The 20,490-nt window shown below is 72.5% G+C and carries 17 protein-coding genes; 6 read left to right on the top strand and 11 right to left on the bottom strand.

Annotation, left to right across the window (positions count from 1 at the left end; all coding sequences use genetic code 11):
* Nucleotides 1-82: 82 nt before the first annotated feature.
* Together PUR53_RS12645 and PUR53_RS12640 are read right to left on the bottom strand one after the other, a co-directional pair.
* On the bottom strand, nt 83-466 hold the full coding sequence (locus tag PUR53_RS12645; RefSeq protein WP_239759400.1) for a hypothetical protein: 384 nt from the start codon (nt 464-466) through the stop codon (nt 83-85).
* 278 nt (nt 467-744) lie between these two features.
* Entirely contained in the window at nt 745-1,668 is a 924-nt protein-coding gene (locus PUR53_RS12640) for a MurR/RpiR family transcriptional regulator (RefSeq protein ID WP_329898128.1), read from the bottom strand.
* Nucleotides 1,669-1,823: 155 nt separating this feature from the next.
* Between PUR53_RS12640 and PUR53_RS12635 the strand changes: the two genes are divergently transcribed.
* Both PUR53_RS12635 and PUR53_RS12630 read left to right on the top strand, forming a co-directional pair.
* Nucleotides 1,824-2,213 (top strand): hypothetical protein, encoded by a 390-nt coding sequence (locus PUR53_RS12635; protein ID WP_329898129.1) that lies wholly within the window; start codon nt 1,824-1,826, stop codon nt 2,211-2,213.
* Complete coding sequence (locus PUR53_RS12630) at nt 2,213-3,040, top strand: DUF1206 domain-containing protein (RefSeq protein ID WP_329908351.1); 828 nt, start codon at nt 2,213-2,215, stop codon at nt 3,038-3,040. Before PUR53_RS12635 ends, PUR53_RS12630 begins: the two co-directional genes overlap by 1 nt.
* Nucleotides 3,041-3,122: 82 nt before the next feature.
* Here PUR53_RS12630 and PUR53_RS12625 read toward each other — a convergent pair whose 3' ends face one another.
* Nucleotides 3,123-4,835, bottom strand: a complete 1,713-nt coding sequence (locus PUR53_RS12625) for a cholesterol oxidase substrate-binding domain-containing protein (protein WP_329898131.1) — start codon at nt 4,833-4,835, stop codon at nt 3,123-3,125.
* 146 nt (nt 4,836-4,981) lie between these two features.
* On the opposite strand from PUR53_RS12625, the gene PUR53_RS12620 reads away from it, so the two are divergent.
* Together PUR53_RS12620 and PUR53_RS12615 are read left to right on the top strand one after the other, a co-directional pair.
* Complete coding sequence (locus tag PUR53_RS12620) at nt 4,982-5,473, top strand: DUF6328 family protein (protein WP_329898132.1); 492 nt, start codon at nt 4,982-4,984, stop codon at nt 5,471-5,473.
* A gap of 91 nt (nt 5,474-5,564) precedes the next feature.
* The gene (locus PUR53_RS12615) at nt 5,565-8,786 is read left to right on the top strand and encodes an amidohydrolase family protein (RefSeq protein WP_329908350.1); all 3,222 of its coding nucleotides are present in this window, start codon (nt 5,565-5,567) and stop codon (nt 8,784-8,786) included.
* A 52-nt stretch (nt 8,787-8,838) separates the two neighbouring features.
* Here the strand turns inward: PUR53_RS12615 and PUR53_RS12610 are convergent, their stop codons facing one another.
* The 6 genes from PUR53_RS12610 to PUR53_RS12585 all read right to left on the bottom strand — a co-directional run bounded on the left by PUR53_RS12610 (nt 8,839) and on the right by PUR53_RS12585 (nt 15,343).
* Complete coding sequence (locus PUR53_RS12610; RefSeq protein ID WP_329908349.1) at nt 8,839-10,062, bottom strand: 4-hydroxybenzoate 3-monooxygenase; 1,224 nt, start codon at nt 10,060-10,062, stop codon at nt 8,839-8,841.
* 80 nt (nt 10,063-10,142) lie between these two features.
* Nucleotides 10,143-11,144, bottom strand: coding sequence for a pyridoxal-phosphate dependent enzyme (locus PUR53_RS12605; RefSeq protein ID WP_329908380.1), 1,002 nt, complete (start codon nt 11,142-11,144; stop codon nt 10,143-10,145).
* Between the two features lie 208 nt (nt 11,145-11,352).
* A complete protein-coding gene (locus PUR53_RS12600) occupies nt 11,353-11,703 on the bottom strand; it encodes a UBP-type zinc finger domain-containing protein (RefSeq protein WP_329898135.1) in 351 nt (116 codons plus the stop codon).
* Complete coding sequence (locus PUR53_RS12595) at nt 11,700-13,184, bottom strand: ATP-binding protein (RefSeq protein WP_329898136.1); 1,485 nt, start codon at nt 13,182-13,184, stop codon at nt 11,700-11,702. The genes PUR53_RS12600 and PUR53_RS12595 overlap by 4 nt, the downstream gene beginning before the upstream one ends.
* Before the next feature lie 28 nt (nt 13,185-13,212).
* Nucleotides 13,213-14,889, bottom strand: coding sequence for an FAD-dependent oxidoreductase (locus PUR53_RS12590; protein ID WP_329898137.1), 1,677 nt, complete (start codon nt 14,887-14,889; stop codon nt 13,213-13,215).
* A gap of 97 nt (nt 14,890-14,986) precedes the next feature.
* Complete coding sequence (locus PUR53_RS12585) at nt 14,987-15,343, bottom strand: VOC family protein (RefSeq protein ID WP_329908348.1); 357 nt, start codon at nt 15,341-15,343, stop codon at nt 14,987-14,989.
* Nucleotides 15,344-15,400: 57 nt separating this feature from the next.
* Between PUR53_RS12585 and PUR53_RS12580 the strand changes: the two genes are divergently transcribed.
* Nucleotides 15,401-16,273 carry a universal stress protein gene (locus PUR53_RS12580; RefSeq protein ID WP_329898139.1) on the top strand — a complete coding sequence of 291 codons (873 nt, stop codon included), beginning with the start codon at nt 15,401-15,403 and terminating at the stop codon, nt 16,271-16,273.
* A gap of 12 nt (nt 16,274-16,285) precedes the next feature.
* On the opposite strand, the gene PUR53_RS12575 is transcribed toward PUR53_RS12580, so the two are convergent.
* Together PUR53_RS12575 and PUR53_RS12570 are read right to left on the bottom strand one after the other, a co-directional pair.
* Nucleotides 16,286-17,533: a DUF4032 domain-containing protein gene (locus PUR53_RS12575; RefSeq protein WP_329898140.1), complete on the bottom strand. Its 1,248-nt coding sequence runs from the start codon at nt 17,531-17,533 to the stop codon at nt 16,286-16,288.
* 174 nt (nt 17,534-17,707) lie between these two features.
* On the bottom strand, nt 17,708-19,648 hold the full coding sequence (locus PUR53_RS12570) for an AMP-dependent synthetase/ligase (RefSeq protein ID WP_329908347.1): 1,941 nt from the start codon (nt 19,646-19,648) through the stop codon (nt 17,708-17,710).
* 313 nt (nt 19,649-19,961) lie between these two features.
* Here PUR53_RS12570 and PUR53_RS12565 point away from each other — a divergent pair, with 313 nt between their 5' ends.
* Nucleotides 19,962-20,486 (top strand): hypothetical protein, encoded by a 525-nt coding sequence (locus tag PUR53_RS12565; RefSeq protein WP_329898142.1) that lies wholly within the window; start codon nt 19,962-19,964, stop codon nt 20,484-20,486.
* Nucleotides 20,487-20,490 lie beyond the last annotated feature (4 nt).

Below are 20,490 nucleotides of genomic sequence, written 5' to 3'. Positions count from 1 at the left end.
GGGCGGTGCGCCCGGCCGGTGCCTGTCCATCGTCTTCCCCCGGGCGGTCCCGTGTACCGCGGCGCGCGGGGGCGGGGACGGGTCAGTGCGAGGCGCGGGCCAGGTTGTGGTCGACGAGGGCCTGGCTGACGGCCCGGATGGAGCGGGCCATGTGGTTCAGCTGCATGACCTCGGCGGCGTACATCTTGATGGTGTGCTCGATGACCGACTCGGACATGCCGAGGTTGGGCAGCTCGGCGCGGGCGGTCTGCAGGGCGGTGCGGGCGACCCGGATCTCGTGCTGGACCTGGATCTGCGCGTGGCGGGCGAGCAGCACGGGGTGGCGCATCATCGCCGGGTAGGTGCCGTAGCGGGCCGGCACCAGCTCGCGCAGCCACTTGGCCGCGGACCTCTCCCAGTCGTAACTGCCGGGTGTCTTGACCTGACACGGCCAGTCCGTGCGGAGGGGCGAGGTGGTCAGGGCCATGTTTGAACACTCCGGTCTTGCATCGACGCCATGGGTGCAGCAGCGGGTGGGGGAGTCCGGGCGGCCCCGGCATAGGGGATGGCCGGGGCCGCCTCCCGGGGCGCCGTGGCGGGTAGGAGCGGACGGTCCCGGGTGGACGACGTGACCCGGCGTTCCACCGGGTCACGATCCGCGAGCAGTATTTATATATACCCCTGAGTATGCAAGGGCATGGAAAAATTCATGCCGGGAATGACAGGAAGAATCCGCCGCTGTCCTGGCATGGGGGTGGAGTGGGATCAGTCCCTGAGGAAGAACTGGTGCTGCTCCGACACCTGCTCGTACGCCTCCAGCCGGGCCTGGGTGCGCTCGGGGTCGGCGTCGGTCATGGCCTGGAGCAGGGCGGAGGACATCATCACGGGGGCCGCGTAGGAGTCGAAGACCAGGCGTGAGCCGGTGCCGGTGGCGAAGACGGCGTCCGCCTCGTCCGCGAGCGGCCCGAGCGCCAGATCGGTCACCAGGGCCACCTTGAGCCCGGCACCGTGGGCGACCCGCAGCGCGGTCAGGGTCTCCTGGGCGTGCCGGGGCATGGAGAACGCCAGGACCCAGGTGCCCCCCGCCTCACGGGACTGCAGCAGCGTGTCGTAGGCGACCGTGCCGCCCTTGGTCACCAGCCGGACGTCGGGGTGGATACGGCGGGCGGCGTACGCGAAGTACTCGGCGAGCGCGCCGGAGATCCTGAGGCCGAGGACGGTCAGCGGGGCCGACAGGGACAGGGCGCGGCCGATCTCGATCACCTGGTCGGGATCGGCGAAGTCGCGCCGCAGGTTCTCCAGGTTCTCGATCTCGGCGTCCACGGCCGCCTGCAACTCGTTGCTGCGGTCCGCCGCCGAGATACCCGGGGCGCTGCCTAGGGTGGCCAGGGCGATGGACTGGAGCCGCTCGCGCAGTGCGGGGTAGCCGCTGAAGCCGACGGCCGCCGCGAACCGGGTCACCGAGGGCTGGCTCACCCCGACCCGCTCCGCGAGGTCGGTGATCGACAGGAACGCGGCCTCGGTGATGTGCTCGATCAGATACTGCGCGATCCGCCGCTGCCCGGGGGAGAGCCGGGGGCCGTCGAACAGCTCCCTGAGCCGGGACGTGGGCGACTGCCCGGTCTCCGGCGCGGTCCGCCCGGACGTGATCGCTGATGCCTGCGCACGTGCCTGCTGCGGCGATGGCACCCGCGTGCCTCCTTCGTCTCCCACGAGCACTCAACATAGCCCACGGCCCATGCGGCGCCGGGTCGATCGCGCGACCTGCGAGAACCCCGTTTCGGGCAGACGATGGGGGTACTCGGGGTACCCGCACCCTGTCGCTCACACGAGGGAGAAGGCTCGTGACCCTGCCCAGTCTGCCCGTGTCCCAGGTGGAGGTCGTGCTCTGCGACTGCTCCGCCCAGGACGCCGAACGCGTCTTCGCCTGTCTGCGCGCCCACTTCGAGTCGGACCGGCGTCCCGACGACCCGCCGCACGAGACGGGCACCGACCGGCCCACGATGTGGACCGGCATGTACGACACGGCCGCCGCGGTCACCGCCGGCGAAGGCCGACACCCCGAGCCGCCGTCCGCGCCCGTCACGGTCGAGGTCCAGGGCAGCCCGCCGGCCGTACGGCTGCTGCGGTCCGCCCTGGAGGAGGAGTACACCGTGCGTCAGGTCGGCGTGGACGCCGGTGACCAGGAGGTCCAGCTCCAGCTGCGGGTCGAGGGTCGGGAGGGACGCGGCTGATGACGACTCTGGGGGTGGGCAGCAGGCGCGCGGCACGGGGCTCGGTGACCGAGGGCGCGGCCCGCGCCGGGCTGACCGCGCGCGGCGTCATCTATCTGCTGGTCGGGGCGCTGGCCCTGCAGATCGCCTTCGGCGGGAGCTCGGAACAGGCGGACCGGCAGGGCGCCCTGGAGGAGATCGCCGAGAAGCCGCTGGGCTCCGTGATGCTGTGGGCCCTGGGCATCGGCCTGGTGGGCATGGCGCTGTGGCGGCTGTCGGAGGCCGTGTTCGGGGCGGCGGGCCCCGACGGCCGCAAGTGGACCAAGCGGCTCGCGTCCGCCGCGCGCTTCGTGTTCTACGCCTTCGTCGCCTACTCGGTGCTGATCTTCGCGGCGGGCGGGGGCAGTGGGGGAGGCGGTGGCGGTTCCAGCGACGAGCAGTCCCGGGACGTCACGGCACGCGCGCTCGAACTTCCCGGCGGCCAGTGGCTCGTGGGCGCGGCGGGCGTGGGTGTGATCGCCGCGGGCGGGTGGATCGGCGTACGGGCCGCGATGCGCTCGTACCACAAGCACCTCAGGCTCGGCGAGATGTCACCGCGGACCCGCCGTCTCGTCGACATCAGCGGGGTGGGCGGCGGTGTCGCCCGGGGTCTGCTGTTCGCCGCGGTCGGTGTCTTCGCCGTCCGCGCCGCGATCGAGTACGAACCCGACAAGGCCAAGGGCCTCGACGACACCCTCCGCTCCTTCGCCGAAACCCCCGTGGGCCCGGTGCTCCTGGCCTGCGTCGCGGTCGGGCTGGTCCTGTTCGGGCTGTTCTCGTTCGCCATGGCGCGCTGGCGCAAGGTGTGAGGCACGTCAGGGAGTCGAGCCGGCCGGAGAGCGGGACGCGGTGCCTCCGGCCGGACGCCGGCTTCACCTCTGTGGGATTCGCTTACGGGAACAGTCGATCGAGGAAGGCGTTCCCGTAGACCCGGTGCGGGTCGAGGCGGTCCAGGATCTCACTCGCGCCGGCCCAGCCCGGCCCCGCGCCGTCGTCGAAGGACTCCGGTACGACGGTGCCGAGCACCTCTTCGTCGCTCCAGGCGGCCTCGTCCGTGTAACCCCAGCCCTTGGACCACTCGACCCGGGTGAGGGCGTGGCCGCCGTCGTAGGTGGCGAGCAGGAAACGCTCCAGCTCTCGGAAGAACGCCTCGGCGTCCGGCGTCCCCGGCAGCGTCAGCACGTCCAGCCACACGGAGGTGTCCCAATCGGGCCGGTCGGCGCGCGGCCGCAGCGCCGACAGCAGCGGGGCACGCGCGCCGGCCACCCCGGCGTCCGCGGGGTCGTCGAGGCCGGTCACCCGGATCTCCACCGACCCGTTGACGGGGAACCGCCCCCGGGCCGCGTACGCGGCGAGCCGCTCCCGGTAGAACGTCGTGAACTCGTGGACCACACGCTGCACCTGGTCCCGTGAGGTGAGCACCGCGTACCCGTTGGCCGTCACCCGCAGGGTCGTCGGCTTCAGATAGAGCAGTGTGTTCTTGGACGGGCCCCAGATGTCCGCCGAGAACGTGGTCGTCAGCCCCAGCGAGGCCGTGGTCAGCTGGGTCTTGCCCAACACCGGCGCGAGATACCAGGCGCCGTCGGACACCATCCGCCCGACGAGGTCGGCGACGACGGTCGGCACGTTGTCCGAGAAGGGGTAGTTGTACGGCGAGGTCACGTGCCGTGAGGTGAGCGGGCGGGTCGGCTCCACGCTCCACACCTTGAACCAGGGGAACTCGGTGAACGCGAACCAGATCGCCTCCAGGCGCCCCGCCTCGTCCAGGAAGCTCGCGAACGTACGCCCGCCGGTGCCGGGTGGGGCGAACAGCTCCCCGGCGGGGATGTCGGTCCGGCTCAGGCACCGCAGGTGGGCGTTGCGCCCGACGCGCAGCACGACCTCGGTGACCAGCGCCCGGCCGAGATGGGTGAGCAGCGCCGCCCCGTCCGCGTCGTCCCGCCCGTACGTCCGCAGGACGTACGCGTCGCTGTCGGCGTCCCACACCACCGCCGTCAGCGACAGGACGAGATTGCTGAGCGAGCCGTACGTGTGACCGGGCGGCCGGGTCTCCCCGACCGCCGGCACCGCCGTGCCGTGCGCGTCGACGGCGAGGGCGCCGCCGATCGAGAGGTCACCGGGCGCGGGGCAGGCGGTCACTCCGAGGCCGTGGCCCTCCAGGAAGGTCAGCAGCCCTTCCAGCGAGGCGCCGGAGCCCACCCGGACGGCGGCCGGGTCGGTGGACTCCAGCGTCATGGCGGTGAGGTGGGCGGTCGTGTCGACGAGCAGCAACGGGGCGCCGGAGTCGGTGCCGGGGGTGATGGTCAGGGGCGACCAGCCGTGGGAGAGACCGCGCGCGCGGACCCTCCAGCCCTGCCGCCGCGCCCAGTTGACGACCGTAACCGCCTGCTCCGCGTCGGCCGGCGCGCACGCCCACAGCCCGGAGGCGGTGATCTCCCCGTCCCAGTTGCGGTACACCGACCTGTACAGCTCGACGTCCGAGGGGAAGCCGGGCACGTCGGCCGCGGCGGCGGCCGGGTCCTGGCGGACGAACTGCGGGGTGAGGGCGAGCGCGGCGGCGCCGAGGAGGAAACCCCGGCGGGACGTTGCTGAGGAGTCGGTCACGGTGATCACGCTAAGCCGGAAATGACACAAGTGACCGATCTGCCAACTGGATTCACTCGTGTGAGTGAAACTGTGGAGGGGTGTGCGGGCCCGGTCGGGCCACGGCACCATCCAGGGAAGGGAACATCGACCGACCGGGAGGACCTGTGACCGAGGTGCACGGCAGCCGGGACCGAGGCCGCGACGAGACCGAGGACGAGCGCGCCGACCGCCGCTGGAGCGAACTCATCCAGGAGGTGCGGGTGGCCCAGACCGGGGTGCAGATCCTCTTCGGCTTCCTCCTCACCGTCGTCTTCACCCAGCGCTACCACGACCTGCCGCAGACCGAGAAGACCATCTACATCGTCACCGTCGTCCTCGGCGCCGCCGCCACCGGCGCCCTGATCGGCCCCGTGTCCTTCCACCGGATCGTCGCCGGTCGCCGCATCAAGCCGGCCGCCGTGGAGTGGGCGAGCAGACTGACCGTCGTCGGTCTCATCCTGCTCCTCGCCACGATGACGGCGGCCCTGCTGCTGATCCTGCGCGTGGCCACCCACGACGAGTACGTGCCGTGGCTCGTCGGCTGCGTGGTCCTCTGGTACCTGCTGTGCTGGTTCGCACTCCCGGCCTGGATCCGCCGCCGCCACGCCGGCGACTGACCTGCGCCGTCACACCCGTGGGTGACGTCCCCCCGATGGCGTGAATGGTGGTGTTGCCCGTGGGGCGGGTGGTGCGCGAGCGTGACGTGTCATGGATCGTGACCAGAGTCGTCCCACTCCTCCCCTGACCCGCCGTCAACTCCTCGCCGCCACCGGTGCCACGGGGGCCGCCGCGGTCCTCGGCACCGTCGGCCCGGCCGCACCCGCCGCCGCCCGGTCCCGAACCGCCGACGCGGGCCTCACCCTCACCTTCACCCGGGCCACCAACGGCTCGGCGACCCTCGCGCCCGCCGGCGACACCCTGGTCGCCGAGATCCAGAGCGGCCTGTGGTCGGTTCCGCGCGGCGGCGGCAAGGCGGTCGCCCTCACCCCGGCCGGCCTCGAACCCAACCGGCCCACCTACTCCCCGGACGGCGAACTCGTCGCCTTCTGCGCCTACCAGGGCGGCGGCTTCCACCTGTGGACCATGCGCCCCGACGGCTCCGGCCTGACGCAGCGCACCGACGGCCCCTGGGACGACCGGGCACCGGCCTGGTCACCGGACGGCACCCGGCTCGCCTTCGGCTCCGAACGCGGCGGCGACCCGGGCGCCGCCTCCGGCGGAAGCCCCTACCGCATCCACGTCCTGCACCTCTCCACCGGCGACATCACCCCCGTCACCGGCCTGCCCGACCAGGACGGCCCCCTCCAGGACAGCCCGTGGGAGGACTTCGACCCCGCCTGGTCACCCGACGGCACCCGGCTGCTGTTCGTGCGCGGCAAGGTCGTCACCTCGGGCACCACCCCGTCCGTCGAGTCCCGCACGGTCGCCGCCGTGGCCGCCGACGGCACCGGCGCGGTGACCGTCGAGCACACCGAGACCACCGCCGCCCAGGTCATGACGCCTGCCCTCGCCGCCGACGGCCGCCTCGCCCACCTGCGCACCACGGCCGCCCCCAACGGCTCCTGCACCCTCGTCGTCGACGGGCGGCCCGTCGAGGTCGACGGCGACCTCGCGCCCGTGCCACCCCGCTGGACGGCCGACGGCCGACTGCTGGTCACCCTGGACGGGGGGTTCAGCCTCGTACGCCCAGAGGAACCCGCGCAGGCCGAGCGGATCCCCTTCGAGGGCGTGCTCCCGGTCGACCGGCCGCGCTACCGGGTCAAGGAGTACGACCTCGGGGAGGAACGGGTCCGCCCGGTACGGGGCATCCACCTGCCCGCACTGTCGCCGGACGGCCGCAGCATCGCCTTCGCCGCCCTCAACTCCCTCTGGCTGACCGGTACTTCGGGCGGCCGCCGACCGAGGAAGCTGCGCCAGTCGCCGCCCACCCGCACCCTGCTCGCGCCCTCCTGGGCACCCGACGGGCGATCGCTCGTCTACGCCGACGACCGCGACGGCCTGCTCGGCGTGTACCGACACGATCCGGCCACCGGCGAGGAGACCGCGCTCGCGACCGGCGGCCGGGTCATGCCCGCGCTCTCGCCCGACGGCGAGCGGCTCGCGTGCCTCGACATGGCCGGCCGGCTCGTCGTACGGGACCTGGCGAGCGGTGCGGAGCACGTCCTCGTGGCACCGCTCGGCGGGGGCGGCATCCCCGGCAGGCCGAGCTGGTCGCCCGACGGCCGGTACCTCGCGCTGTGCGATCGCAACCGTCTCGGCGCCCGTTTCCGCGAGGGCTACAACCTGATCCGGATCGTCGACGCCACGACCGGCGCCGACCGGCTGCACGCGGTCGCGCCGCACACCTCCATCGCCGACCGCTACGACTCCGGCCCCGTCTGGTCACCCGACGGACGCTGGATGGCCGTGATCGTCGAATCCGCGCTGTGCCTGCTGCCCGTCGCCCCCGACGGCACCCCCCGAGGCAGACTCCGCACCCTCACCACCGAACCCGCCGACCACCCCACCTGGTCCGGCGACTCCACGACCCTGCTCTACCAGTCCGGCACCCGGCTCCGCCTGATCGACGTCACCGGCGACCACACCCGAACCGTCCGCGTACCGCTCGACCGCACCCGGCGCACCTCCGCCGACACCGTCGTCCACGCCGGACGGCTGTGGGACGGCACCGGCGAGACGGTCCGCGACGACGTCGACATCGTCGTCCGCGGCGGCCGCATCACCGCCGTCGAACCGCACCGGGGCAACCGCCGCGCCGCGCTCCGCCGGATCGACGCCTCCGCGCACACCGTGATCCCCGGCCTCTGGGACAGCCACACCCACCCCTGGCAGAGCACCTACGGCAGCCGCCAGGCCACCGCACAGCTCACCTACGGCGTCACCACCGCCGTCTCCCTGGGCGGCTTCGCCCACGAACAGGCCCGCATCCGCGAGGAGGTGAACGCCGGCCGACTCGCCGGACCCCGGCTCCTCACCACCGGCGAACTCCTCGACGGCGCCCGGGTCGCGTACAGCATGGGACGCGCCCACCGCACGAAGGCCGGACTGCGCCGCACCCTCGAACGAGCCGAGGCGCTCGACTGGGACTTCGTCAAGACCTATGTACGGGCACCCGGTTGGGTGATGAGCGAGGCCGCGCGCTTCGCCCACGAACGCCTCGGCGTCCGCACCGGCGGCCATCTGCTCTCCCCGGGCGTGCAGCTCGGCCAGGACCTGACGACCCATCTCCAGGCCACCCAGCGCGGGGAGTTCGGCCACGCCATCACCGCGAGCGGACAGGCCTACGAGGACGTGGTGGAGATCTACACCGGGCAGGGCGTGGACTTCTCCCTGATCGCCACCCCCTTCACGGCCGCACCCCTCATGGGCGCCGACCCGACGCTGGCCGACGACCCGCGCGTCACGGTCGTCATGCCACCGTGGGACGCCGCCGTCGTCCGGCAGGGCGCGGCAATCCCGCCGACCGCCGCCCAACTCGCCGCGCTGCGCACCGAGACCGACATCTACCGGCGGATCCTAGAGGCCGACGGCATCGTCGCCCTCGGCACCGACCAGCCGCTCGGCCCCGTCGGCCTCTTCCTCCACCTCGCCCTGCGCGCCCTGCACGCCGGCGGCCTCACCCCCGCCGAGACCCTGCGCACCGCGACCGTCCTCCCGGCCCGCCTCTTCGGCCTGGACGACGACCTCGGCACGGTCGAAACGGGCAAGCTCGCCGACCTGACGATCATCGACGGCGACCCCTTCACGGACTTTGCCGACCTCATCCGCACGACGTCGGTCCTGCGGGGCGGAACCCCCTTCACCACCGAGGAGTTGGTGGCCGCGTACCGGCCCGCCGCACCACGTGCGAAGGCCGCCGGGACGGAGGAGGACTGGCTGGAGGTCGGCCGGCTGATGCGCCGGGACGGCTGCTGCCACGACGGCCACTGACGTCTCGACGTCGGCGCCGCCCCGACGAACGTGGTCCCGGCGGCGGCTGACGTCAGTGATCGGTTCCCTTGCCGATGAACAGCTCCGCGAAGGTCGACGCGGCGGCGGGGGAGCCGAGCACGCGGCGCAGCCTCGCGGTGGCGGCGCCGGCCCGGAACGGGTCGCCGGACGACGGCCCGTGCAGCAGCTCCGCCAGCCACTGCGAAAACTCCTGGTAGTGCCAGACCCGGCGCAGACAGGCGTCCGAGTAGCCGCGCAGCCCGCTGTCGTCGCCCTTTCCCAGGTGGGCGATCAGGGCGTCCGCCAGGAGCAGGGCGTCGTGCAGGGCCAGGTTCATGCCTTTCGCGGCGATGGGCGCGACGAGGTGCGCGGCGTCACCGGCGAGGTACAGCCGGCCGTACGCCATCGGCTCGGTGACGTAGTTGTGCATGTCGAGCACCCGCTTCTCGACCAACGGGCCCTCGGTGAGCGGCCGGGCGCCGGGTGCCGCGAGGCGGGTGTGCAGCTCGGACCAGACCCGGTCGTCCGGCCAGTTCGCCGGGTCGTCACCGGCCGGGACCTCCAGGTAGTAGCGGGTGACCTCTGGGCTGCGCGCCATGTGCCCGGCGAACCCCCGGGAATGCACCCCGAGGACGACGCAGTCGGACGACGGGGGCGCCTCGGCGAGCAGCGCCAGCCACCCGACCCCGTGGTCGTGCCGGGCGACCGTGGCGTGCTCGGCCGGCAGCGCGGCCCGGGTGACCCCACGGGCGCCGTCGCACCCGGCGACGAACTCACAGGCGAGGACGTGCCGTTCACCGGTGGCCGGGTCCACGTACGACACGGACGGGCGCTCCCCGTCGATGTCGTGCAGTTCGACGTCACGCACACCGAAGCGGATGTCGCCGCCCCGGACGTCCGCGTACTCCCGGACCAGGTCCGTCACCAGCAGCGGCTGCGGGTAGACGTAGTGGTGGTGGCCGGTGATCTCCGTGTACGGGAACCGGCGCCGCTCACCGGCGAAACGGAACTCGAACTCCGTGTGCACCGGGGCTCGTTCCACGAGCCGGTCGGCCAGTCCGCGCCCCTGGAGCGCACGCACCGCCCACTCCTCCAGGAACCCGGCCCGGGGGCGCCGCTCGATGAACGCGCGGCTCTCGGTCTCCAGCACCACACAGTCGACGGAGGCGGCGCGCAGGATGTTGCCGACGGTGAGCCCGGCCGGGCCGGCGGCGACGATGACGACGGGGGTGCGCTCGGGCGGAGTCGGGCCCGGGAGGGGAGTGGGGGTGGTCACCCGAGCATTATGCCGGGCGACCGGTGAGCGACCTCAAGTGCTGTGCGGGACAGGGGCGTTGGGGCATCGGTGGCTCCGGGTCACCGCAGTTCGAACCGGCGTGCCCACTCCGTGATGTCGGCCGTCGTCGCGTTGCCGCCGCAGACCACGAGGCCCAGCCGGGCGCCGTCGCCGACGCGTGCGAGGACCTGCCGGGCGGCGGGCAGCAGACAGCCGGCGGCCGGCTCCGTCCACACCTTGCCGTGTTCGGCGAAGTCGAGGACCCCTTGCACGGCTTCGGCGTCGGAGACCACGAGGACGTCCTCGACGAGGGAGGCCACATGGTCGTACGTGAGCCGGGAGACGGAGGGCGCGCTGAGGGTGGTGACGATGGAGGAGAGAGGGACGGTCACGGGGCCGCCCGCCGTGAGCGCGTCGGCCATGGCCGTGGCGCCGACGGTTTCCACGCCCCAGACGCGGACGCCCGGCAGCAGGGCCCGGAAGGCGGCGGCGACACCGGCGACGAGACCGCCGCCACCGATGCTGACGAGCACGTCGGTGAGCGCGCCGCCCGCCGTCGCCCCGGAGCCCGCCGTCGCCCCGGAGTTCGGCAGGTCCTCGGCGAACTCCAGGCCCACGGTGCCCTGCCCGGCGATCACCCACGGGTCGTCGAACGGGTGGACGAGGGTGAGGCCCTCCGAGCGGAGCCGCTCGGCGAGCGCGAACGCCTCCGCCATCCCGTCGGTGAGCCGCAGCGAGGCACCGGCGGCCTCCACGAGGTCGGCCGCCCGGCGGGGCGCGGAACGGGACATCACCACGGTCGCCTTGATGTGCAGCGCGGCGGCCATGTGCGCCAGGGCGATGCCGTGGTTGCCGCCGCTGACCGCGACGACCCCGGCCGCCCGCTCCGCTTCCGTCAACGTCAGCAGCTTCGCCGTCGCGCCGCGTGCCTTGAACGAGCCGGTCCGCTGCAGCACTTCCAGCTTCGCGGTCACCGGCGCGCCGAGCAGCGCGGACAGCCCCGGGCTCGCCACGGTGGGGGTCCGCACGACGTGGCCGGCGATCCGCTCGGCGGCGTCCTGGATCTCGCCGATCCCGATCAACAACGATGTCACTCCGTTCGGTGGGGCAGGTGTCATGGGGTGGGTTGTCGGGTGCGGGTGCGTGGGGGCTGGTCGCGCAGTTCCCCGCGCCCCTGAAAAGCCGGGGCTGCGCCCCGTGCTTTTCAGGCCCGCAGGGGCCTGCAGCTTTTAGGGGCGCGGGGAACTGCGCGAGAAGCCCCACCGGGCCGCACCCGACAACGCGACCCCGTCAGTGCAGGGCCTCGGTCCAGTTTCGCGGGACGCGTCCCGCAGGGCCCGGCACCGGCTGGTCCTCGGGATGGCTCGCGGGCGGCGCGAGGTCGGGCCCAGACTCGTACATCTCGGAGGTCTCGTAGTTCCAGAACCAGGACTCACCCGGTTCGAAGCTCTGCACGAAGGGGTGCCCCGCGGCCTCCGCGTGGGCCGTGGCGTGCTGGGCCGGGGAGGAGTCGCAGCAGCCGACATGGCCGCACTGGGCGCAGCGCCGCAGATGGAACCACCAGCCGTCGGCCGCGTCGCACTCCACGCATCCGTCGCCGCTCGGCGGAACGGCGGGGTCGATTCCGGCGGGCAGGGTCATGAGGTCTCCTCGGGATCGTCGGCGAGCGTGATGTCCAGATCGGCCGCCGGCGCCGTCAGCGGCAGAAAGACCTGGAAGCGGGTCTCGCCCGGCCGCGAGTGCACCTCGATGTGCCCGTGGTGCTTGTTGACGACGATGCGCCAGGAGATGTCGAGGCCGAGCCCGGTGCCTTGTCCGACGGGCTTGGTGGTGAAGAACGGGTCGAAGATACGGCCCTTGATCTCCGCCGGGATGCCGGGACCGGTGTCACGGAACTCGACCAGCACCTGGTCCCGGTGGTCCAGCGCCGTCCGTACCGTCAGCGTGCCCACGCCCCCCGTGTCGTTGATCGCCGCGACCGCGTTGTCGATCAGGTTCGTCCACACCTGGTTCAGCTCACCGGGGTAGGCGGGGATACGCGGCAGCGAGCGGTCGTACTCCTTCACCACCTCGATCCGCTCGCCGATCTTCCCGGACAGCATCAGCAGGGTGCTGTCGAGGAGTTCGTGGACGTCGGCGTTCTGGTAGGGCGCGCGGTCGAGCTGCGAGTACTGCTTGGCCGCGTCGACGAGCTGGGTGACGCGGGTCGTGGAGTCCTCGATCTCGTTCATCAACAGCTCGGTCTCGACGGTGTAGTTGAGCCAGCGCACCGCCCCTTCGAGGGTGTGCTCGTCCACGGCCTCCGCGACCTGGTCGAGCCACGCGGTGTCGAGTCCGGCCTGCACGAAGTTCGGCGCGAGCTGCCAGCCGCCCGTGATGCCGTGGTCGTCGAGCCAGTCCGTCAGCTCGTCCTCCCGGTCGGAAGCCTCCAGCGGGCTGAGCGGAGTGGCCTTGGCGACCTGCTCGGCCGTCCGTTCCTGTAGATCGACCAGTGACTCCAGCATGGCCCGCTTGTGCGGTCCGGCGGCGATCGCCCCGAGCTTGTGCCGCATCCCGGCCACCCGCTCCCGCAGCGCCGAGGTCGCCCGGACGGCGGCCGCCGCCGGGTTGTTCAGCTCGTGGGTGAGTCCGGCCGACAACGAGCCCAGCGCCAGCAGCCGTTCCCGCTGGTTGATGGTCCGCTGGGTGTTCTGGTTCCCGAAGAACAGACCCTCCAGCAGATGGACGGCCATGGGGAACCAGTCGCGCATGATCTGGGCGAAGGCCGCCGCGGGCAGGACGTAGAAGCGCGAGGGGACGGTGACCCGCATGGAGCCCTTGTAGCGGGCCTGGTCCGCATGGTCGCCGAGATACGCCTGGAAGGCACCCGCGTACACCCCGACCTGGGAGCTGCGGCTGACCTCCACGTCGTCGTCGCCGACCTGCCGCGACAGCACCACCGTGCCCTCCAGGAGCACGAAGAAGCAGGTGGCAGGCTCGCCCTCCCGGTAGACATGCCCCGGCTCGAACCGCTCCACCCGGCCCTCACGGCACAGCCGGTCCAACTGCTCGTCGTCCAGCTTCTCGAACAGGAACAGCCGGCCCAGCTCGGCCCGGTCGCACGGCGACGGCTCCCCGCTCATGACGCGGCCTCCGAGGCCTCAGCACCGGTCATGACTGCTCCAGATACCTGTGCACCAGCATCACGGCCATCGCCCCCTCTCCCACGGCCGACGCGACCCGCTTCGCGGACTCCGACCGAGCGTCCCCGGCGACGAACACACCGGGCACATTGGTCTCCAGGTGGTACGGCGGCCGGTCCAGCTCCCAGCCCGCGGGCGGACTCCCGTCCGGGGTCATGTCCGGCCCGGCCACGATGAACCCGCGCTCGTCGCGGAGCACGGTCCCCTCCAGCCAGTCGGTGTGCGGCTCGGCGCCGATGAACACGAACAGCCACTGCGCGTCGACGAGTTCCTCCCGCCCGCTCGCCACGTCCTTCAGCGTCAGCTGCTCCAGCTGGTTCGTGCCGTGCGCGGCCTCCACGATCGTGCCGGGGCGCACGAAGATGTTGGGGGCCTCGGCGAGCTGCTGGATCAGATAGTGCGACATGGACGCGGTGAGCGAGTCGCCGCGGACGAGGAGGGTGACCGACTTGGCACCCCGGGACAGGTACATCGCCGCCTGCCCGGCCGAGTTGGCGCCGCCGACGATGTACACGTCGTGGCCCTGGCAGCCGGCCGCCTCGGTCAGGGCGGAACCGTAGAACACCCCGCAGCCGGTGAGGTCCGCGCAGCCCGGCGCGGCGAGCTGCCGGTACGACACGCCCGTCGCAAGGATCACGCTGTGCGCGGCGACCGCCGAACCGTCGGAGAACCGGACGGTCCGCGCGGCCCCGTTCACCTCCAGGGCGTTCACCTCGCGGGCCGAGAGGATCTCCGCGCCGAACTTGGTGGCCTGACGGCGCGCCCGGTCGGTGAGCTGGCCGCCGGACACCCCGTCGGGGAACCCGAGGTAGTTCTCGATGCGTGAACTCTGGCCCGCCTGCCCGCCGGTCGCCGACCGCTCGACGAGGAGCGTCCGCAGCCCCTCCGAGGCCCCGTACACCGCCGCGCCCAGCCCGGCCGGTCCGCCGCCGATGACGACCAGGTCGTAGAACTCCTGGGCCGGCGTGGTCGCCAGCCCCACCTTCTCCGCCAGCTCCGGGTCCTCCGGCGCCACCAGCGGCGTACCGTCCGGGGTGACCACCAGCGGCAGCCGCTCGCCGTCCGCGCCGGCCGCCGCGAGCAGCCGCCGCCCCTCCGGCTCGTCCGACGAGAACCAGCGGTACGGCACCTGGTTGCGCGCCAGGAACTCCCGTACGCCCGACGACCGCGCCGACCACCGGTGCCCGACCACCTTCGTGGTGCCCGCACAGGTGCGGTCGGCGGCCCGCCAGGCCTGCAGCAGGTCGTCCAGGACCGGGTAGAGCTTCTCCTCCGGCGGGTCCCACGGCTTCAGCAGATAGTGGTCGAGGTCGATGACGTTGATCGCGTCGATCGCCGCTCCGGTGTCGGCGTACGCGGTGAGCAGGACCCGCCGCGCCCCCGGATAGACGTCCAGGGCCTGTTCCAGGAACTCGATGCCGTTCATCTCCGGCATCCGGTAGTCGGCCAGGATCACCGCCACCTGGTCGCCCCGGAGCTTCAGCTCCCGCAGGGCCTCCAGCGCCGTCTGCCCGGACTCCGCCCGCACGATCCGGTACGACTCGCCGTACCTGCGGCGCAGATCCCGCGCCACCGCGCGGGACACCCCGGGATCGTCATCCACCGTGAGGATCACGCTCCGCGCCGGACCGACCGCCTGAGTCATACTCCTCCACCCCGAGACAATGCGGCCATCGTATGTTCGACCGTGCCGCTTCGCGCGGTTTCCGCGGGGCCACGGGCGCGGGACCCCGGCAGCGACGTCAGTCCGCGCGCGGCGCCAGGACGCAGAACTCGTTGCCCTCCGGATCCTGGAGCACCACCCAGGGCTCGTCACCGGTCTGCCCGATGTCCGCGTGCCGGGCCCCGAGGGCGAGGAGGCGGGTGACCTCCGCCTCCTGGTCGACGGGGCGGAAGTCGAGATGGAGACGGTTCTTGCCGTCCTTGGTGTCCGGACTGCGCCCGAACAGCAGGCCCGGGAGACGGTCCGGCGCCGGGCGGATCTCGTACTCGTCGGGCGACTCGTCGACCACCACCCACCCGAGCGCCTCGGCCCACCAGCGCCCCAGCGCCGCCGGATCGGCCGCGTCCACCAGCAGCTGCTCCCACTCCAAGGTCATACGGCGAGCGTAGTGAAGACTGGACCCGTCAGCCATGTGACGACCGAGAGGTGGCCGATGACGACGCGCCCGATCACCGCCGCAGTGGACGGTACCCCCGAGAGCCTCGCCGCACTGGCGTGGGCCGGCCGGGAGGCCGTACGCCGGGGCCTGGCGCTGCGGATGGTGCACGCGTGGCGGTGGGAGCCGCACGAGGCGATCACCGTGGACCGGGACGGACAGGCGCGGTGGGCCGGGGAGGCCCTCGCCGAGGCCGCGCGGGGTGTCGCCGAGCGGCACCCGGAGCTGGAGGTGACGACGGACCTCGTGGAGGGCCCGCCGGTCGACACGCTGGTCGGCGCCGCCGAGCACGCCGAGACCCTGGTGCTGGGCTCGCGCGGACACGGCGCCGTCGTGGGCTTCCTGCTGGGCTCCGTGGGCCAGCAGGTGATCGTCGAGTCACCGCGCCCCGTCGTGCTCGTGCGCGCCGAGGACAGCCCGAGTGCCGAGGCCGCCGGACGCGAGGTGGTCGTCGGTCAGCAGGGCACCCCGGAGGACAGCGCCGACGTGCTGCGGTGCGCGTTCGAGACGGCGGCCGCCCGCGGGGCGTCGCTGCGCGCGGTGCGGGCGTGGACACTGCCCCCGCTGTACGCGTACAGCCCCGGCTCGCTCAAGCTCCTCGACGAGGCCGGCGGGCTGGAGCCGTACGAGAAGAAGGCGCTCGCCGCCGCGCTGGAACCGTGGCGGGAGCGCTTCCCCGAGGTGCGGGTCACCCAGCACGTCGAGATGGGCAGCGCCGGGCAGGTGCTGCTGTCCGTGGCCCAGCGGGCGCAGCTGGTGGTCGTCGGGCGCCGTGCCCGCCGTACGGCCGTCGGCGCCCGCATCGGCTCGGTCGCCCACGGCGTCCTGCACCACGCGCGCTGCCCGGTCGCGGTGGTCCCCCACAAGTGACGTGCCGTCGGCTCACTCGGCGGTGACGTCGTCCACCTTCGGCGGCAGCAGCGCGAGCGTCTTCGGCAGGACGTTGTCGATGTAGTCCTTCACCGCCGTGTCCAGGCCGATGTCGTGCTGGGCCCGCTCGGACAGGTACCAGCGGTGTTCGAGGAGCTGGTGGTAGATCTCCGCCGGGTCCATCGAGCCGCGCAGTTCGAGCGGGACGGCCCGCACGGTCGGGCGGAACACCTCCCGCACCCAGCGGTGCGCCAGCACCTCGGGACGGGCGCCGAGGGGGTCGCCCGGGGCGTAGTCGTCCTGGGTGGCCATCCAGCTCTCCAGGTCGGTCAGCAGCCTCCGGGCCTGGTTCTCCTCGGTGTCCAGACCGGTCAGCCGCAGCAGCTGCCGCTGGTGGTGGCCCGCGTCGACGACCTTGGGCACGAAGGTCACCGTGTCGCCGTTGTCGGCGTGCTCGATCTGCATCTCGGCGACGTCGAAACCGAGGTCGTTGAGACGGCGGATCCGGCGCTCGATGTAGTGGTACTTCCCGGCCGGGTACACCGACCTGCGGGTCAGCTCCTCCCACAGCCGGTGGTAGCGGGAGCAGATCTCGTTGCCGAAGTCGATCGGGTCCACCGACGGGTGCAGCGCCCCCGACGCCTCCAGGTCCAGCAGCTCGCCGCTGATGTTCACCCGGGCCAGATCGAGGTCGTACTCCCGCTGCCCCTGGCTCAGCCGGGCGTGCAGGTCGCCCGTCTCGGCGTCCACCAGGTACGCCGCGTACGCGCCCGCGTCCCGCCGGAACAGCGTGTTGGACAGCGAGCAGTCGCCCCACGCGAACCCGGCCAGGTGCAGCCGCACCAGCAGGACGGCGAGGGCGTCCATCAGCCGGTGCATGGTGGCCGGGCGCATGGTCGTCTCGAACATCGAGCGGTACGGCATCGAACCGCCGAGGTGCCGGGTGATCAGCACCGGCTCCAGCGGCTCGCCCGCCTCGTCGAGACGGCCGGTGACCACGCCGAGCGCGTCCACGGCGGGGATGCCGATCCGGTCGAGGTCGCGCAGCAGCTCGTACTCGCGCAGGGCGGGCCGCTCGGCGAGTTCCTTGACGGCGACGACCTCGTCGCCGGCGCGGGCGTAGCGCACCACGTGGCGGGAGATGCCCCGGGGGAGCGGCACGAGGTGGTGGTCGGGCCACTCCTCCAGCGGCAGGTGCCACGGCAGTTCGAGCAGCAGCGCGGGGTGTTCCGGGTTGGTGGCGCTGATCTGCAGTGCCATGGGTCCTCGTCCTTCGTCTCACGGTGCGTCTCACGGTGGTGCGGAGTGCTCTCGGGCAAGCGGTCTCCCCGCTGGTGCCTGGAGCATCTCCGCATCCGAAGGACCGTTTCGTCAACAACGGCCCCGACCCGTGGTCGGACGGGGACCTTCAGCCGTCGGCGGTCGCTCGCGCGGTCAGTGCCGGGCCCGCCGGAACACGTCGTCGGAGTCCGAGTCGTCCCAGCCCGCGATCTCCTCCGCGAGCGTGCGGCGGGCGGTCCGCGCCGAGGTTGCGTACATCGCCTCGATCTCGGCCTCGTACCGCTGCACGATGGTGTCCCGGCGCAGTTTCATCGACGGGGTCAGCATGCCGTTGGCGAGGTCGAAGGGTTCGGGCAGGATGCGGTAGACGCGGATCGACTCCGCGCGCGACACCGTGCTGTTGGCCGCGGCGATCGCCCGCAGCACCTCCTGCCGGAGCGCGTTCTCCTCCCGCGCCTCCCGCCCCAGCAGCTCACCCGGCGCCGACAACGACATCCGCCAGTGCGCGAGGAACTCCGGGTCCAGCGTGAGCAGCACACCCACACAGGGACGGTTGTCGCCCACGACCACCGCCTGGTGGATCAGAGGATGCGTCCGCAGCTGCTCCTCCAGCGGCGCGGGAGCGACCCCCTTGCCCCCGCTGGTGATGATGATCTCCTTCTTCCGGCCGGTGATCGACAGATACCCCTCGGAGTCCAGCCGCCCGATGTCCCCCGTGGCCAGCCAGCCGTCCTGCAGCGCGGCCCGGGTGCCCGCCTCGTCGTTGACGTACCCCTGGAACACCGAGGGCCCGTTGACCAGGATCTCCCCGTCTCGCGCCACCCGGATCTCGGTGCCCGGCAGCGGCCGGCCCACGGTGCCGAACTTCTCCCGGCCCACCGGCTGGGCGGTGATGCCCCCGGCGGTCTCGGTCAGCCCGTACCCGTCGTGGACGAGGATGCCGATGCCCGCGTAGAACAGCGCCAGATCGCGGTTGAGGGGGGAGCCGCCCGAAGTGCCGCCGCGCACCCGGCCGCCCAGCGTCGCGCGCAGTTTGCGGTACACCGTCTTCTCGTAGAAGGCGTGTTGGAGCTTCAGATCCATCGCCGGCCCGGGACCCGTGCCCAGCCGCTGCCGCTCGACCGCGAGGGCGTGGTCCTGGGCGGTGCGCACGGCCCGTTCGAACAGCGGCCCCCGGCCCGCCTGTTGGGCCTTGCGCAGGAAGTTCTTGTAGATCCGCTCGAAGAGGTACGGGACACCGAAGAGGAACGTCGGCCGGAACGAGCGCAGCGCGGCGGACAGCGCCTCCTCGCTGAACTCCGGCTCGTGCGCGAGGAGCAGCCCGCCGCGCAGACACATCCCCTGGATCATCAGACCGTAGACGTGCGAGAACGGCAGGAAGGCCAGGATGGCCGGCTGTTCCCCGGGCGCCGCCGCCGTCTGCCGCCAGCCGGCGAGCAGGGCGTCACAGGGACTGGCGAGGCTGCGGTGGGAGAGCGCGCACCCCCGGGGCCGGCCGGTCGTGCCGGAGGTGTACGCGATCACGGCGGTGAAGTCCGGCATGACGATACGGCGCAACGAGTCCACCGTCGCGTCCGGTACGTCCCGGCCCGCCTCCACCAGCTGTGGCAGGGACTCGGCGTCCAGTTGCCACACGTACCGCAGCAACGGCAGCTTGGCGCACACCGAGCCGACGGTCATCACACCCAAGTCGTCCTCGACGACCACGCCCACACAGGCCGCGTCCCGCAGGATCCACTCGATCTGGTCGCGCGACGACGTCGGACAGACCGGCACGATCTCCGCGCCCACGGCCCACAGCGCGACGGCGAGCACCGTCCACTCGTAGCGGGTCCGCGCCATCACGGCCACCCGGTTGCCCGGCCGGATCCCGGACGCGATCAACCCCTTGGCCAGATCGGACACTTCGTCCCGTGCCTCGGCGGCGCTCACCCGCGTCCACGTGTCTGGGGAGTCGGGGGAGTCGAGGGAGGAGCCGTCGCGGCGGGCGAGCTGTGGCAGCGCGGGATCGCGGTTCGCCGTCTCGAACAGCGGATCGGCCAGCCCTCCGGCCATGACCGGGCCCGTCGACGGAGCGATGCCGAAGTTGCCCATGCGACGCTCAGAACCTTCCCTGCACGCGACCTCGCCGACGGTGCGCCAACCGGCGGTGATCGAACGTAGCGTACGGCGCCGAAACCCGCCCGGGGAATCGCCAAGTCGGTCGCCGCACATCCGCACCGTGGACCGTGAACGTGATGTGCGGCACGTGCCCGACCTCCTTCGTGGGACCCACCCAGGAATCGTCGCTGCACACGCCTTGATCACCTCTGACCGGCGGTAATGCCCCGGACCCGGACGTCCGACGGGTGTGGCACTGTGGTGCGCGCGACGCGGGAGGTGTCCCGCCGATGTGGAGAGGTGGACGGTGCGCGAGCCCAACGTGATCGGGGACTGGCAGGAGTACGACGGCGACCTGGCCGGCCTGCGTGTGCGCGTCCACGGAGTGGAGTGCGCGGAACCCCCACGGGGACGTGACGACGCCGCCGAGGGCCTGACGTACTTCCGGTTCCGGGTCACCGTGGAGAACCGGGGCAGCGACCACGTCGGCCTCCACCTGGAGGACGGCCAGCTCGACATCCGCACCGGCCCCGACGGCGAGAGCGCCTTCCTCGACTGGCGCAACTCCAAGTTCATCGAGGGCTTCGACCTCTACCCGCTGCGCCGCGCCACCTCCGTCCTCTACGCGGCCGCCCCGGAGGCCCACCTCACCCAGTTCGACATCCAGGTCCAGCTGCGTGCCGACGAGGAGTGGACCGAGCGGTACCTGTGGTCCGGCGGCATCGGCGTCGACGAGGACCTCCTCGACCCGGCGGGCGGCCCGGGCCGCGCGGACATCGCGGGCCAGATCAGCGCCTTCCTGCACGAGGAGGCGGAGCGGGGCGCGAGCTGAGCGC

This window comes from Streptomyces sp. SP18BB07 (assembly GCF_036322545.1).
Lineage (GTDB): Bacteria > Actinomycetota > Actinomycetes > Streptomycetales > Streptomycetaceae > Streptomyces > Streptomyces deccanensis.
Note: the sequence above shows the minus strand (reverse complement) of the source record. Positions and strands in the feature narration are given on the sequence as shown.